Raw genomic sequence first — 13,851 nt, forward strand, 5'->3', positions numbered from 1 at the left:
CCACGCCATGCGCGGTCTGATCATCGGGGGCCGGATCGCAGTGGCGGACGCCGACCGAGTGCTCGACGTGTGGGAACGTCTTGCCATCGACCGAGTGGCCATGGCACCACTCGTCCGTCGGATCTGGGAGCTGAGGGAAAGCCTCACGGCCTACGACGCTGCCTTCGTCGCCACGGCCGAGGCCCACGGTGTGGCGCTGGTCACGGCCGACCGCCGCTTGGCGGCAGCCGCCGGACCGAGGTGCGCCATCCAGTTGATTCCGCTGTGAGAGGCACTCAGACCTGACGGTTCGTCGATCCGTGGAAGGTTACCCACGTGGGGACGTGGGCCCGTTTTCACAGGTCCGAAGGAGCCCAGCGGCGCCAACTGCACACTCGACGAGTAGGGTTCGGCTCGGTTCGAGGGCAGGTTGACCAAGGCCTAGACTGTCGCCTCGTGTCCTTCCCTGGTCCCTCCACCACACCTCCAGATGCTCTCCATCACGACGCCGAGGGCGTGGACGGCGAGCTCTTCCCGGACCGTGGCGGCCGCCGCGACGTGCTCACCGACCCAGCCACCGCAGGCGACGCCAACGACCACGCGGACCAACGGCACTGGATCGCCGGCTCCGACGACGACCGATCCGGAGCCAACGCAGTCAGATCCACCGACCGACGAGAATTGACTGTCGGAGGAACACCTGGCCGCGATCACGCGGCAGCCGGCTGCTTCCGCGGACGTCCGCGGCCCCGCTTGCTCGCGATCACGGCGCCGTCGAGGAACAGCTGCCCTCCCCAGACGCCCCAGGGCTCGCGACGCTCGAGGGCGCCAGCAAGACACTCCTCACGGAGGGGGCAGAGGCCGCACAGCGCCTTGGCGACATCGACCTGCTCCGGTCTTTCGGCGAACCAGAGATCCGCGTCGAACTCGCCACACGGGATGGCCTCACCCGACCGGTGAGCCGCGGTGATGCCCTCCCCCGAGATGAGGCTGCTCATGAGTCAACTGTGCGACGCGGACCCGACGCTCCACATCGGCCATTTCGCCAGTACTTGATTGGACCACCGAGGTCCGCGCCCCGCACGCGGAAGCGAGCCCAGCGGCATACGGCAATGGCCGTCCTTGGCTCCCGTCCCACGGAGGCCCTGTCCACCACGCTGCCAAGTTGGAAGGCCAGCGTTCACGAAGGGGCCGCGATCTACCAGCCAAGGATGAGCTCACTTCTCGGTGCGGAGGCCCTTTGGCATCTTCTGGCTCGTCTTCGTGGCATGGGGGACCGATCTTCAACGGCAAGGTCGCCACGCAGGCGCTCTATGACGGCGCGGCTGTCCACGTCGGCGTCGGTCGCCTCGGCATCGCCCTCGCGTTCGGCCTCGTCGTCACGTGCATGATCTACGCGGTGGGGCGCGTCTCGCACGGTCACATCAACCCGGCCGTCACGGATCGGGCTCACGATCTCGAAGCGCTTCGACTGGTCGGTCATGACCGAGTCCGGGGCGTGGAGCAGCCGACCGACCAGGGGCCCCAGCTTTGCGCGATCCGCGGATCACTTGGATGGCTGCTGCCTCGAGCGCGTCGAGCCGGCTCGGTCTCTTGGCCGGTTTGCGATCGTTGGGGCCGTGTGCCGCTGGGCTCTCGGCGCCCCTACGGTGGGAGGGTGGGCGGCACCGACCTTCGCGACATCCTGGCCCCGGCGTCCGGTCGTGCTCGACGGCGGTTTCGCCACGCGGCTCGAGGCGCGCGGTCACGACCTCTCGTCCGCCCTGTGGTCGGCCGCCCTGCTCATCGATAACCCCCTCCGAGGTCGCCGCGGCGCACCGCGACTTCTACGCGGCCGGCGCCGAGATGGCGATCACCGCGTCCTACCAGGTGTCGGCCGACGGCCTCGCTGCTCGCGGTATGCCGCGGGACGCGACCGCGGGCGTGCTGCGCCGGAGCGTGACAGTGGCGCAGCAGGCCAGGGACTCGTTCGAGGGTGGGCGTCAACGGTGGATGGCGGCCTCGGTCGGGCCGTATGGCGCCGCCCTGGCCGACGGCTCGGAGTACCACGGCGACTACGGCCTGACCGTCGAAGCGCTGCGGGCCTGGCACCGCCCGCGACTCGAGGTGCTCCTCGACGCGGGCGCGGACCTGCTCGCGCTGGAGACCATCCCGTGTCTGGCCGAGGCGCAGGCCCTGCTCGAGGAGTTCCGCGGTGCCGGCGTGCCGTGCTGGCTATCGCTCACCTGCGAGGCGGACCGGACGAGGCGCGGTGAGCCGCTGCGCGAGGCCTTCGCGATGGCCGCCGACGCCCCCGAGGTCATCGCGGTCGGCGTCAACTGCTGCGCGGCGACCGGGGTCGTCGGCACGGTCGCCCTCGCGCACCACGTGTCCGGCAAGCCCGTGGTCTGCTACCCGAACAGCGGCGAGCTCTGGGACGCCACGGCGCGAGGCTGGGCCGGTCCTTTGACGTTCCACCCGGCCGATGCGCCGGCCTGGGTGGCTGCGGGAGCGCGACTCGTCGGCGGTTGCTGCCGCGTGGGACCGGATGAGATCCGTGCGGTCGCCGCTGCGATCGCACCCTGATGTCCCGAGCCCTGCAGTAGGCGGAGCCGGCATGATCGGCCACGTCTCGTGCGGAAGCGAGCCCAGCGGCATACCCGCGCATGGCGCTCCCCGCCGGCGCGCGGGAAGCGCTGGACCTCGGTTGGGCTGGCGCTCAGTGGTGCAAAGCGCCGGTGAACCTGCCCGGTCAGGGTGACCAAGGCCCAGATCACGGCGTCCACCTCGTCAACGCTGCTCCACTCGTTGAGGCCGTAGGACGAGTCCACGTCCGCATCCCCGATCGCGTGCCGCAGCGCACGAGTCTCGCGCATCGGGAGGTCGAGTCGTCGACGATGTCGGCGAGCACGTCCCGAAGCAGCTGCGCCTGCAGGTCGTCTGCTCCCTCAAGAACAGCGGGGCAGGCGTCGCGCCAAGCCCACTCGGTCGGATCTGCATCCTCCAAGGAGTCGGCGATCTCCTCGAACAGCGCCGATCGCGCAACGAACACGCCGTACGGCCTCTCCTCGGCAGCCCACCAGCCGAGGCGGGCCGCGTGCGCAGCGGCCGCCTTGGCCCGATCCTCGTCGCCATCGTGGAGCCTCGACATCGCTTTGTCCACGAGGTTGCTCGCGCCGACATAGGTCGGGTCATCGTCGTGCGGCATCATCAACGGGACGGCTCCGAAGGCCGCTGCCCCCGGGGAGGCTGCGGATCAGGTCCATCACGTCACCCACCGACATGCGCCCTACGCTAGATGCCCGACCGTGGGTACGACGGCAGACATACGGTGTTGCGGTTGGCCACGTCCCGCGCGGGACAGCGCGGAGGCAATACCCACACATCGCGCGCGCTCGGCGCCTCAGCCCGCGGTGAAGCCCTCGATCAGCGACAGCACCTGATGGCGCACCACATCCGACCATGAGCCCAGCAAGGATTCCAGGTCGGCCCCCCGGTGGAGCGCTACCGGCGCCTGGTCGATGAGATGCTCCAGGACCGCGCGGCGCAACTCGGTGTTGACGTTGATCTTGCCCACCCCGGAGGAGATGCAGCGGCGCACGGTCTCAACGGGCAGGCCGGACGCGCCGTGCAGCACCAGCGGCACCTCGACGGCGGCGCGGATCGCGTCGAGCCGGCCGTGGTCGATCAGGGGTTCACCGAGGTAGCTGCCGTGCACGTTGCCGATCGACACGGCCAGGAGGTCGACGCCGGTCCGCTCGACGAAGTCCGCAGCCTGACCTGGGTCGGTCAGCTCCCCACCGCCCGAGGCGATCAGCCGGGCGACGTCCTCGTTGCCCTCGATCCGGCCCAGCTCGGCCTCGAGGACGACGTCGTGGCGGGCCAGCAGCTCCCTCGCCCTGAGGAGTAGCTCGACGTTGCCCTCGTAGCCCTGCTTCGAGCCATCAACGAGCACGGCGTCGGCCCCAGCCCGCACCGTGCGCAGCACGAGATCGAGATCGTCGGCGTGGTCCAGCTGGACAGAGACCGGAACCGGCGCAGTGTCGGCCAGCGCCCGCAGCGCACGCACGAGGTGGGGACCGTACGGCCGCGCCGCGGTCGACGGGGCCACCAGCAGGATCACTCCCTGCCCCGCCTCGGTTGCCGCCTGGACCACACCGTAAGCCGTCGCCAGGTCGTAGCACGTGAAGGCACCAGCAGCGCGCCCCCTGTCTAGTGCGGAGTGGACGATGGCGTCGAGGCGGGTTTGCATGGATCTCCTTGGGTCACGGCACGGGGTTCACGGCGTGAACGCGAGGGGTTGCACGGTGAATGGGGTGCCTGTATCGTAGCAGTCATCAGAGGTCTGAGGAGGTGAGTCAACGTGGGCTCCAGAATGAGTTTGGTCGACACCGTGACCGACACGCTGCTTGAGCGCATCGTGTCCGGGGAGTTCTCCGGAGGCCGCGCGCTCCCCCCGGAGGACCTGCTGGCCGAGCAGTCCGGCGCCTCTCGCCTCACCGTCCGGGAGGCCGTGAAGGTGCTGGCCTCCCAGAACGTGCTTCGCCCCGTCCAGGGTCGCGGGACGTTCGTCAACCCGGCCGAGCGCTGGACCTCCCTCGATGCCATCGTGCGGGTCCAGCGCGGAGACGCCACCAAGGCGATCGCCCAGCTGGTCGAGGTGCGGGCCATGATCGAGGTCGGCGCCGCCGAGCTGTTCGCCTCCCGCGCCACCGACCCCGAGCTCCGGGCGATGGCCGCCGACTTGGAGTCGATGCGAACCGCCCATGCCGAGAGCGACGTCCATGCCTTCGTCGCGGCCGACATGTCCTTCCACAACGGGATCCTCGATGGCTGCGGCAACCCGTTCGTCCCCGCGACCTTCCTACCCATCTCCCGTGCGCTCCAAGACGCGCGCTACCGCACCTCAGAGGTCGCCGTGATCCGGGAGCATGCCCTCGTCGAGCACGGCAACATCCTCGACGCACTGGGCACCGGTTCGGCGCAGGCGGCCGGCGCCGCGATGCGATCCCACCTGATCCAGACCCGCGATGACGCCCGCGAGCACCTGGGCACCCCTCTCCCGACCGGCACCAGTTCCACCGGCTGACCATCCGGCCAGACAGCGCAACCCCACTTTTCCGCACCACCAGCCATGCCCGCAATAAGGGCCATCCACGCAGCAACAGACCTCTGAGGTCTGATGAAAGGAGAAGACCGTGTCCGATGACGTACCCGGCACCAAGACCAAGGAGGAGCTGCTCGCCGGCTTCCGACCCGCTCTCGCGATCACCGCGGCCGAGGTCAGGCAGGAGCGCGGCGAGGGGGCTCGTCAGCTGGTCGTGCTCGACGACGACCCGACCGGCACCCAGTCGGTGGGCGACCTGCCGGTACTGACCGACTGGGGCGAGGACGACCTCGCCTGGGCACTCGGGACCGGGGCGTCTGCCGTCTACGTGATGACCAACTCCCGCAGCCTGGCCCCCGAGACGGCCGCGCAACGCAACCACGAGGTGGCCATCAATGCCCTGGCTGCAGCCCGCGGGCTCGGCGTCGAGGTGGACTTCGTGTCACGCTCGGACTCGACCCTGCGCGGCCACTACCCGCTCGAGCCGGACGTGCTCACCGAGGAACTGGCCCGCACCGGCGCCTCGGTCGATGGCGTCGTCATCGTCCCGGCGTTCGGCGATGCCGGCCGAATCACCGTGGGATCGGTGCACTACGCCGGCTCCGACACCTCCGGCTACGTGCCTGTCGGCGACACCGAGTTCGCCCGGGACGCCTCGTTCGGCTACCGCGCCTCGGACCTGCGCGTGTGGGTGGAGGAGAAGTCGGAAGGCCGGTTCCGCGCCGCCGACGTCGTGGCGATCACCCTGGACGTCGTCCGCACCGGCCCCGAGGCCGTTGCCGCGGTGCTGAGCACTCTGACCGGCGCCCGCCCGGCCGTGATCGACGTGGTCGAGGAGTCCGACCTGCGCTCCCTCGCGCTGGGCATCCTCGCCGCGGAACGCGCGGGCAAGCGGTTCGTCCACCGGGTGGGCCCGCCGTTCGTCCGGGCGATGATCGGGCAGGACGTGCTCCAGCCGCTCACCCCGGCCGACGTCGCTGCGATCCGCGAGGGCGGCGAGGGCGAGCACGCGGAGCACGGCCTCATCGTGGTCGGTTCGCACGTGGCCCTGACTACTCGTCAGCTGGAGTCGCTGCGCGCACGCCGCGCTCCCACGGAGGTCGAGATCGACGTCGCACAGGTCCTCGGTGAGGGCCGCGGCGCCCATCTGGACGAGATCGTCTCCCGGGTTGTCGCAGACGTGGCCGAGGGCAACGTCGTGGTGCGCACGTCTCGGGTGCTGGTCACGGGAACCGACGCCGACTCCTCGCTCGACATCGCCCGCACCATCTCCGACGCCGTGGTCGAGGTGGTCCAGCGAGTGCTGGCCGTCACCGCGCTGCGCTTCGTCGTGGCCAAGGGGGGCATCACGTCCTCGGATGTGGCCAGCCGCGGGCTGGCCATCTCCCGCGCCATGGTCCGCGGTCCGATGCTCCCCGGCATCGTCTCGCTCTGGGAGCCGACCGAGGGCCCGGCCCGCGGCATCCCCTACATCGTCTTCGCCGGCAACGTCGGCACTGAGGAGAGCCTCGCCGACGTCGTGGACAAGCTCACCGCCTGACCTCACCGAGGCAGCCCCGCCCATCTCGCACCCCGCACCACCCTGTTCAAGGAGGAACTCATGTCCAGCACCACCACCATCGCCGTCCTCGGCCTCGGAGCCATGGGGTTGCCCATGGCGACCCGGTTGGCCGAGCGATTCACGGTCCGCGGCTACGACATCAACCCCGAGCGAAGCGCCCTGGGCGCCGACGCCGGCGTCAGCCCCGCCGAGTCCGCCCGGATGGCCGCGACCGGGGCCGACGCGGTCCTGTTGGCCGTGCGCAACCGCACGCAGCTCGACGACGCGCTCTACGGCGCGGACGGGGTCGCCGCCGTGCTCTCCCCCGGCGCCCTGGTCATCCTCACCTCGACCGTCGGCATCGACGCCGTCCGTGAGGTCGCAGACCGGCTCGCCACAGAGGGCCTTCACTTCGTGGACGCCCCCATCTCCGGCGGCCCAGTCCGCGCCGGTCAGGGCGACCTGCTCATCACCGTCGGCGCGAGCGATGAGGCGTATGCCGCTGCCGAGCCGGTCCTGAGCCACCTCGCCTCCACGCTGGAGAGAATGGGCCCGCAGCCGGGCGACGGCCAGGCGATGAAGACGGTCAACCAGCTGCTGTGCGGGGTGCACATCGCCGCCGGCGCCGAGGCCCTGGCCCTCGCGAGCGCTCTTGGACTGGACCCCGCGCAGGCGCTGCGCACCCTCGGTGCCGGCGCGGCCGCCTCGTTCATGCTCGGTGACCGCGGCCCGCGCATGCTGCAGGCCTACGATGACGAAGGCGCCGAGGTTCGCAGCCGCCTGGACATCTTCGTCAAGGACATGGGCATCGTCAGCCGGGCCGCGCAGGGCGCCGGCCTGGCCACACCGGTCGCGGCTGCCTCCGAGCAGCTCTACCTCATCGGGCAGGCCCACGGGTTGGCCGCCGCCGATGACTCCTCCGTGATCACCGTCGTCGCACCGAAGGATCACTGAACATGGGAACTCTCGCTCTCCTTCTGACCGCGCTGGCCGCGGTCGGGGTGCTGCTTGTCCTGGTCATCAAGGTCGAGCTGCCCGCGTTCGTCTCGCTGCTGCTCGTAGCCATGGGCACGGCCTTGGTGACCGGCATCCCGCTCGAGGAGGTCGTCCCCGTCATGGTCGCGGGCATGGCCAAGGTGCTTGGTTCGGTGGCCATCATCGTCGGCCTCGGCTCGATGCTCGGCCGCCTCATCGAGGTCTCCGGCGGCGCGGAGCACCTCGCGCGCCGGTTCACCCACGTCCTCGGACCCAAGCGAGTCATCGTGGCGCTCACCGCCGCCGCGTTCATCCTCGGCATCCCGGTCTTCTTCGATGTTGGGTTCATCATCCTGGCCCCGATCGTCTTCGCCTTCGCCAAGGTCGCCGGCCTGAACCCGCTGAAGATCGGCCTGCCAGTCGGCGCGGTCCTGCTCACCGTGCACGTCACGGTGCCCCCGCACCCGGGTCCGGTGGCTGCCGCTGCCCTCACCGGCGCGGACGTGGGCCTGCTGACGGTCGTAGGCATCGTCATTGCCGCGGTTGTCGCCGTGGTGGGCTTCTTCGCCGCCAGGATCTTCAATATCTCCAAGATCACCCTGGGACCATCCCCGGCGACCGAAGCGGTCGAGCACAGCTACGACGACGAGGACGCCGACCTCGAGCCAGGCAGCTCCAGCGGAGGCACCTCCGGCGGTGCCGCCACGGTGACCAAGACGGAGCCGAAGACTGAGCCGAAGAGCCGCATCCCGAGCGCCGGCACCGTCACCGCGCTGATCCTGCTGCCGATCCTGCTCATCATGATCGGCTCCACCCTGAACACGGTGTTGGCGGAGGACAGCCCCCTGCGGCCGTTCGCCTCGTTCGTCGGCGCGCCGACGACCGCCCTGCTCGTCGGAGTTCTCGTCGCCTACTTCGTGATCTGGCGCATCACCGGCTGGAGCAAGACCAAGCTTGGCTCCGTCGCCGACTCCGCGCTGCCGATCGTGGCGATCATCATCTTCGTCACCGGTGCCGGTGGGGTGTTCGGCAACGTGCTGGTCGAGTCGGGCATCGGTGACGCCCTGACCGAGACGCTCACCTCGGTCGGGATGCCGGTGATCCTCGCGGGCTTCGTGCTGTCCCTGGCACTGCGTGCCGCGCAGGGCTCGGCCACCGTGGCCATCCTGACCACGGCTGGCCTGCTCGCCAACGCCATCGCCGAGGGCGGCTACACCCAGCTGCAGGTGGTTCTGATCACCCTTGCCATCGGCTTTGGCGGGCTGGGCCTGTCACACATCAACGACTCGGGATTCTGGATCGTCACCAAGTATCTCGGGCTGTCCGTGGCCGACGGGCTGAAGACGTGGACCGTGCTCACCACGATCTGCGGAGTCGCCGGTTTCGCGCTCACCTGGTTGGTGTTCGCGCTCGTGTGAGCCCTGGCACCCCGGCCCCGGTTCGAGTCGTCAGACTCGCCCGGGGTCGGGTGCGCCTGGGACCGGATGGTGCACCGCGACACGTCAGTCGAGCACCACGTTCACGGCGACCGATGCGAGCCCAACGGCATACGGCATCTCCTGACTTTGGCTCCCCTCTCACGAAGGTCGCGTCCACTACGCTGCCAGTCGGAGTTCCGGCGTCGACGAAGGAGACCCGATGTACCAGGCCAAGATGAGCTCACGCCTCGGTGCGGAGGCCATGGGCACCTTCTGGCTCGTCTTCGTGGGGTGCGGGACGGCCATCTTCAACGGGAAGGTCGTCACGCAGGCGCTCTCTGACAGCACGCCCGTCCAGGTCGGCGTCGGGCGGCTCGGCATCGCCCTAGCGTTCGGCCTCGTCGTCCTGTGCATGATCTACGCGGTGGGGCACGTCTCGGGCGGTCACTTCAACCCGGCCGTCACCATCGGGCTCGCGATCTCGAAGCGCTTCGACTGGAGCGATGTCCTGCCGTATCTGGCGGCGCAGGTCGTCGGCGGCCTCGTCGCCGGCGCGGCCCTCGCCGGGCTCGTCTCCAGCCGCGGGCTCTCGCCCACGGGCAATCTCGCCGCGAACGGCTACGGCGACGCGTCACCCGACGGCTTCGGCCTGGGCGCGGTCCTCATCGTCGAGGCCCTGATGACGGCCTTCTTCGTCTACGTCATCCTCGGCACGACCAGGGATGAGGCCCCCAAGGGATTTGCGCCGCTGGCGATCGGTTTCGCCCTGACGCTGGCGCACTTCGTCGCCATCCCGGTGAGCAACGCGTCGATCAACCCGGCGCGCTCGACGGCGGTGGCCTTCTTCAACGGCGGCGATGCACCGGCGCAGCTGTGGGCGTTCTGGGTCGCACCGATCGTCGGCGGCCTCATCGCAGGGGCGACCTACGCGTTCATCACTGGTGACGATCGCCGACAGATGGACGTCGACGGCTCGACGACCGACATCGACAACGCAGAGCTCGACGACGAGGGCCGCCCTGTACTCGATCGGTGACCTCGCCGCTCACGCCGGCTCGATGTTCCGGTTGCGATGGAACGTGTTGTCAGGGTCGTAGCTGGTCTTGACCTCGGCGAGCCGCCGGTAGATTGCGTCGCCGTAGGCCTCGCGGACGCGGCTGCCGTCATCGACGTCCAGGAAGTTGACGTAGACGCTGCCCGCGCGGTGCGGCTCGAGGGCTCTCAGGAAGTCGCGCGCCCACGCGGGCTCGGTGGTGGCGTGCTGCGTGGCCTCCTCCGGCAGCCACGCCGCGTCGACGATGATGTTGTGCGGCACATGACGACCGACGTAGGCGGTGGCGTCAGCGGGGACTCGGGCAATCGCGCCACCGAGGTGGAACATCGCCGCGTATGACCGGGGCGAGCCCGCGGCGTAGGCGTGGTCGGCGACCACCGCGATCGTGTCGTCAGTGAGGTCGGTCAAGTCGGTTGCCTTCCAGTAGTAGTGCCAGCCGTGTCGATAGGAGATCTCGTCGAGGGCGCACTGGAAGTCGGCGTAGGGCGTCGGTGAGAGCAGGTCGATGAGGGGTGTCCCGAAGCGGCGCAGCGGGCTGAGGACCTGCTCGGCCTCGTCGAGCGGGCCGACGTAACAGCTGAAGACGGCCACGGCGGGCCGCCAGCGCAGCTGCTCGGGGATGGCGGGAAGAGGTGGAGCGGTGCCCAGCCGGACGACGGTGCCGAGCTCGTCGGGCGCCTCGGCGACGAAGTCACGGTAGAAGTGCAGGACGTCGGTGGTCTCGGCCGCGGGCCAGAAGATCGGCCCGGCCATGACGCTGGGGCCGACGGGGTGAAGGGCGAACTCGAACGTCGTGACGACACCGAAGTTGCCCCCACCGCCTCGCAGTGCCCAGAAGAGGTCGGGGTTCTCGTCAGCGGCGGCGCGCACGATGGCGCCGTCCGCGGTCACCACCTCAGCCGCGAGCAGGTTGTCGATCGTGAGGCCGTGCTTGCGTGCGAGGAAGCCGAGGCCACCGCCGAGGGTGAGGCCGGCGACGCCGGTGTGGCCGACGATGCCGCCAGTGGTGGCCAGCTCGTGGACCTGGGTCTCCCGGTCGACGTCCGTCCAGAGGGCCCCGCCCTGGACGCGAGCCCGGCGGTCCACAGGATCGACCCAGACGGCACGCATCGTCGACAGGTCGATGACCATACCGTCGTCGCAGACCGCGAGCCCGGCGACGCTGTGGCCTCCGCCGCGGATGGTGATCTCAAGGCCGCGTTCCCGGGCGAAGCGCACGGCGGCCACGACGTCGGCGCTGCCCCTGCAACGTGCGATCAGGCGCGGGTGCCGATCCACGCCGCCGTTCCACACGGCTCGCGCGGTGTCGTAGGCAGGGTCACCCGGCGCAATGAGCTCGCCCCGGAAGCCGGGAATGGTGGTGGCGGTGCGGGGGTCGGTGGCTTGGGTCGTTTGGGTGCTCATGCTGGTCCTCTCTCCAGAAGACGACTGCACCACCGAGCGGGCGGGAGGTGAAGGCCAGAATCTGGACTTCCGCGCCTCCAGCGCCAGCGGGACACTGGCCCTGTGCGCTCGTACGGCCAGTACTGCCCCATCGCACGCGGAGCCGAGATCTTCGCCGAGCGGTGGACGCCGCTGATCATCCGCAACCTGTGGCTGGGGTGTGGGACGTTCAGCGCGATCCTGGCGGGCGCCCCCGGGCTCTCCCGCACGCTTCTCGGGCAGCGTCTCAAGCAGCTGGAGAGGCTCGGCATCGTGGAGTCGGCGGTGAAGCCCGACGGACGTGGACGTCACTACTGGCTCACGCCCGCCGGCAACGACCTCTACGCGGTGTGCCAGTCACTCGGCGAGTGGGGAGCCCACTGGCTCGAGATCGCCCCCGAACACCGGGACCCCTTCATCGTCCTCTGGTCGATGTCCACCAGCACCTTCCTCCGGGATCGGCTGCCGCAGGGGCGCGTGGTCATCCGCTTCGACTTCCTCGGGCACCGACCTCACGAGCGCTACTGGCTGCTGGTCGAGCACGGCGAAACCGAGGTCTGTCGGGAGTATGGCGGCCTTGACGAGGACCTCTACGTCACTGCCGAAGCCGAGGCCTTCGTCAAGTGGCACGCGGGCCAGCTGACGTGGGCAGAGGCGACTCGAGACCGCCGCATCCAGCTGCATGGACCGACCTGGCTGGTTCGGGCCTTCCCGAGCTGGAACGCGCGCAGTTCCTTCGCCCATATCAAGCCCGTCGCGAAGCCCACGGCGACGCTGGCGGGATGAGCAGGTTCGCGTCATTCGACGGGGCCGTCACGCAGCTGACCCGGCGGCAGATCGCCCAGCTGGGTGAAGTACGCCTTGGACACCGACTTGGGCACGCACATCGCCCACGCGTCGACGATGAGCTCGTTGAGCTCGTTGCGCTCCAGGGCGGCCAACCACGCACACACCCACCGGTAGCGCAGGTCCGAAGGGCGGGGTAGGAAGAACTTGTCCGGCTCACTCGCGATGAGGTCGTCGCGCTCCTCGCGCGGGAACCCGAAGCCGAGCTGGGTCTCGTCCGGGCTCACGCTCGCGAACACGATCTGGCCCACCCGGAACTTACGATAGTCGCGGACCCACGCTTCGTAAGCCCTGGGCAGCTGCAGCGCGATGTTGCGCACGTCGAGGGCCGTGACAGCCATAGCGGCGATCCTGCCACGGTGCCCCGACAGGGTCACCCAGCGCGGTGCATGCGGCACTGGACTCCCCCTCAACCCCAGCGGCATCACTTGCTTCATTGCCATGAAATTAAGTTATGCTCTTCATATGCTGCAAGTGAAGGAGCAATCGGCACGAGTCGCCCTCATCGGCGACATCGTCGAGTCTCGCCGAACGGGTGATCGACAAGCCCTTCACGACATCGTCGCCGCCGTGTTGGCCCGAACCAACGCCGAGCACGCCGTCGTCGACCCCGCGGTCATCACGCTCGGGGACGAGTTCCAAGGCGTCTACGCGACGCTTGGCGACGCCCTCACCGCGGCGTTCCGCATTCGCGCGGGGCTGCGGCCGCATGACGTGCGCTTCGGGCTCGGGCGTGGGGACATCCAGACTCTCGACTCCGAGCGCGGCATCCACGACGGCCCGGCGTACTGGGCCGCGCGCGACGCCATCGTGGAGGCAGCGCGGCTCGCTGGGAAGGCGGCCCTGCGGACGACGCGCACGGTGTACCTCTCCCCAGAGGACGCGCCGGCGCTCGTCGTCGCCGTCAACGCTGCGTTGACGGCACTCGACCACATCCTCGGGTCGTTGTCACCGGTCTCGTGGAGGATCCTCGGAGGGCGGCTCGAGGGGCTGACCCAGCAGGACATCGCAGCGCGCGAGGGCATCACGCCGTCCGCGGTGTCGCAGCGGGTACGAAGTGACGGGATCGGGGTGGCCATGGAGACGATGCGGATGCTGGGTGAGCTGCCATGACCTGGGTTTCGCTGGCGCTCCTCGCGTTCGGCGTGGCCGACCTCGTCCGCGCCAGAGCTGGCCGTATGCCGCTGAGCCTGGCGCCGCTCGCTGGCATCCTCACGCTCGTCGTCCTCTCGATCATCACCGATGTACATGGCCCCGCTGACATCGCCGCGCTCGTCGTCACCGCTGTCGCGCTCACCGGTTGGGTGGTGACGTCGGCCCAGACCCAGGCCACCGGTCGCCGAGCCGGGGTGCCGTTGGCGCTCATCGCAGTGCTCCTCGGCGGTCTGGTCGCCTTCTCGGGGTTCGCCAGCACTCCGGGCGGGCCGCTTGCCGACTGGCTTTCCTGGGCCGACCTGTCGTGGGCCGGCGCTCCGCCGTCCGTCGCGCGCGCTCTGCTGCTCGCTGGCCTCGTTCTCCTCAACATCGCCAC

15 protein-coding genes and 1 pseudogene are annotated in these 13,851 nt (G+C 69.7%); 11 read left to right on the forward strand and 5 right to left on the reverse strand.

Going from position 1 to position 13,851, the window contains the following annotated elements; all coding sequences use genetic code 11:
* Window positions 1–268 (forward strand): type II toxin-antitoxin system VapC family toxin (locus tag VJN29_RS05180; protein ID WP_324142516.1); only part of this gene is annotated, 268 nt, incomplete at its 5' end.
* A 421-nt stretch (window positions 269–689) separates the two neighbouring features.
* Here the strand turns inward: VJN29_RS05180 and VJN29_RS05185 are convergent.
* On the reverse strand, window positions 690–977 hold the full coding sequence (locus VJN29_RS05185; RefSeq protein ID WP_324142517.1) for a WhiB family transcriptional regulator: 288 nt from the start codon (window positions 975–977) through the stop codon (window positions 690–692).
* 242 nt (window positions 978–1,219) lie between these two features.
* On the opposite strand from VJN29_RS05185, the gene VJN29_RS05190 reads away from it, so the two are divergent.
* Window positions 1,220–1,771: an aquaporin gene (locus VJN29_RS05190; protein WP_324142518.1), complete on the forward strand. Its 552-nt coding sequence runs from the start codon at window positions 1,220–1,222 to the stop codon at window positions 1,769–1,771.
* Between the two features lie 53 nt (window positions 1,772–1,824).
* Window positions 1,825–2,544 (forward strand): homocysteine S-methyltransferase, encoded by a 720-nt coding sequence (mmuM, locus tag VJN29_RS05195; RefSeq protein ID WP_324142519.1) that lies wholly within the window; start codon window positions 1,825–1,827, stop codon window positions 2,542–2,544.
* 187 nt (window positions 2,545–2,731) lie between these two features.
* Here mmuM and VJN29_RS05200 read toward each other — a convergent pair whose 3' ends face one another.
* A complete protein-coding gene (locus VJN29_RS05200; RefSeq protein ID WP_324142520.1) occupies window positions 2,732–3,169 on the reverse strand; it encodes a hypothetical protein in 438 nt (145 codons plus the stop codon).
* 192 nt (window positions 3,170–3,361) lie between these two features.
* Window positions 3,362–4,210: a class II fructose-bisphosphate aldolase gene (locus tag VJN29_RS05205; protein ID WP_324142521.1), complete on the reverse strand. Its 849-nt coding sequence runs from the start codon at window positions 4,208–4,210 to the stop codon at window positions 3,362–3,364.
* 141 nt (window positions 4,211–4,351) lie between these two features.
* On the opposite strand from VJN29_RS05205, the gene VJN29_RS05210 reads away from it, so the two are divergent.
* The 5 genes from VJN29_RS05210 to aqpZ all read left to right on the forward strand — a co-directional run bounded on the left by VJN29_RS05210 (window position 4,352) and on the right by aqpZ (window position 10,034).
* Window positions 4,352–5,047, forward strand: a complete 696-nt coding sequence (locus VJN29_RS05210; RefSeq protein WP_324142522.1) for a FadR/GntR family transcriptional regulator — start codon at window positions 4,352–4,354, stop codon at window positions 5,045–5,047.
* A gap of 109 nt (window positions 5,048–5,156) precedes the next feature.
* Window positions 5,157–6,605: a four-carbon acid sugar kinase family protein gene (locus VJN29_RS05215; protein ID WP_324142523.1), complete on the forward strand. Its 1,449-nt coding sequence runs from the start codon at window positions 5,157–5,159 to the stop codon at window positions 6,603–6,605.
* Window positions 6,606–6,665: 60 nt separating this feature from the next.
* Complete coding sequence (locus tag VJN29_RS05220; RefSeq protein WP_324142524.1) at window positions 6,666–7,559, forward strand: NAD(P)-dependent oxidoreductase; 894 nt, start codon at window positions 6,666–6,668, stop codon at window positions 7,557–7,559.
* Window positions 7,560–7,561: 2 nt separating this feature from the next.
* Window positions 7,562–8,998: a GntP family transporter gene (locus VJN29_RS05225; protein ID WP_324142525.1), complete on the forward strand. Its 1,437-nt coding sequence runs from the start codon at window positions 7,562–7,564 to the stop codon at window positions 8,996–8,998.
* Between the two features lie 220 nt (window positions 8,999–9,218).
* Complete coding sequence (aqpZ, locus tag VJN29_RS05230) at window positions 9,219–10,034, forward strand: aquaporin Z (RefSeq protein WP_324142526.1); 816 nt, start codon at window positions 9,219–9,221, stop codon at window positions 10,032–10,034.
* A gap of 9 nt (window positions 10,035–10,043) precedes the next feature.
* On the opposite strand, the gene VJN29_RS05235 is transcribed toward aqpZ, so the two are convergent.
* Complete coding sequence (locus VJN29_RS05235; protein ID WP_324142527.1) at window positions 10,044–11,456, reverse strand: FAD-binding oxidoreductase; 1,413 nt, start codon at window positions 11,454–11,456, stop codon at window positions 10,044–10,046.
* Window positions 11,457–11,558: 102 nt separating this feature from the next.
* On the opposite strand from VJN29_RS05235, the gene VJN29_RS05240 reads away from it, so the two are divergent.
* Window positions 11,559–12,260 (forward strand): helix-turn-helix domain-containing protein, encoded by a 702-nt coding sequence (locus VJN29_RS05240; protein WP_324142528.1) that lies wholly within the window; start codon window positions 11,559–11,561, stop codon window positions 12,258–12,260.
* Between the two features lie 11 nt (window positions 12,261–12,271).
* Here the strand turns inward: VJN29_RS05240 and VJN29_RS05245 are convergent, their stop codons facing one another.
* Window positions 12,272–12,661, reverse strand: coding sequence for an MmcQ/YjbR family DNA-binding protein (locus tag VJN29_RS05245; RefSeq protein ID WP_324142529.1), 390 nt, complete (start codon window positions 12,659–12,661; stop codon window positions 12,272–12,274).
* Window positions 12,662–12,785: 124 nt separating this feature from the next.
* Here VJN29_RS05245 and VJN29_RS05250 point away from each other — a divergent pair, with 124 nt between their 5' ends.
* The gene (locus tag VJN29_RS05250; protein WP_324142530.1) at window positions 12,786–13,433 is read left to right on the forward strand and encodes a SatD family protein; all 648 of its coding nucleotides are present in this window, start codon (window positions 12,786–12,788) and stop codon (window positions 13,431–13,433) included.
* A pseudogene (locus VJN29_RS05255) lies at window positions 13,430–13,851 on the forward strand (hypothetical protein); the annotation flags it as partial. The gene VJN29_RS05250 and the pseudogene VJN29_RS05255, both read left to right, overlap by 4 nt.

The organism is Intrasporangium sp., from assembly GCF_035280925.1.
Lineage (GTDB): Bacteria > Actinomycetota > Actinomycetes > Actinomycetales > Dermatophilaceae > Intrasporangium.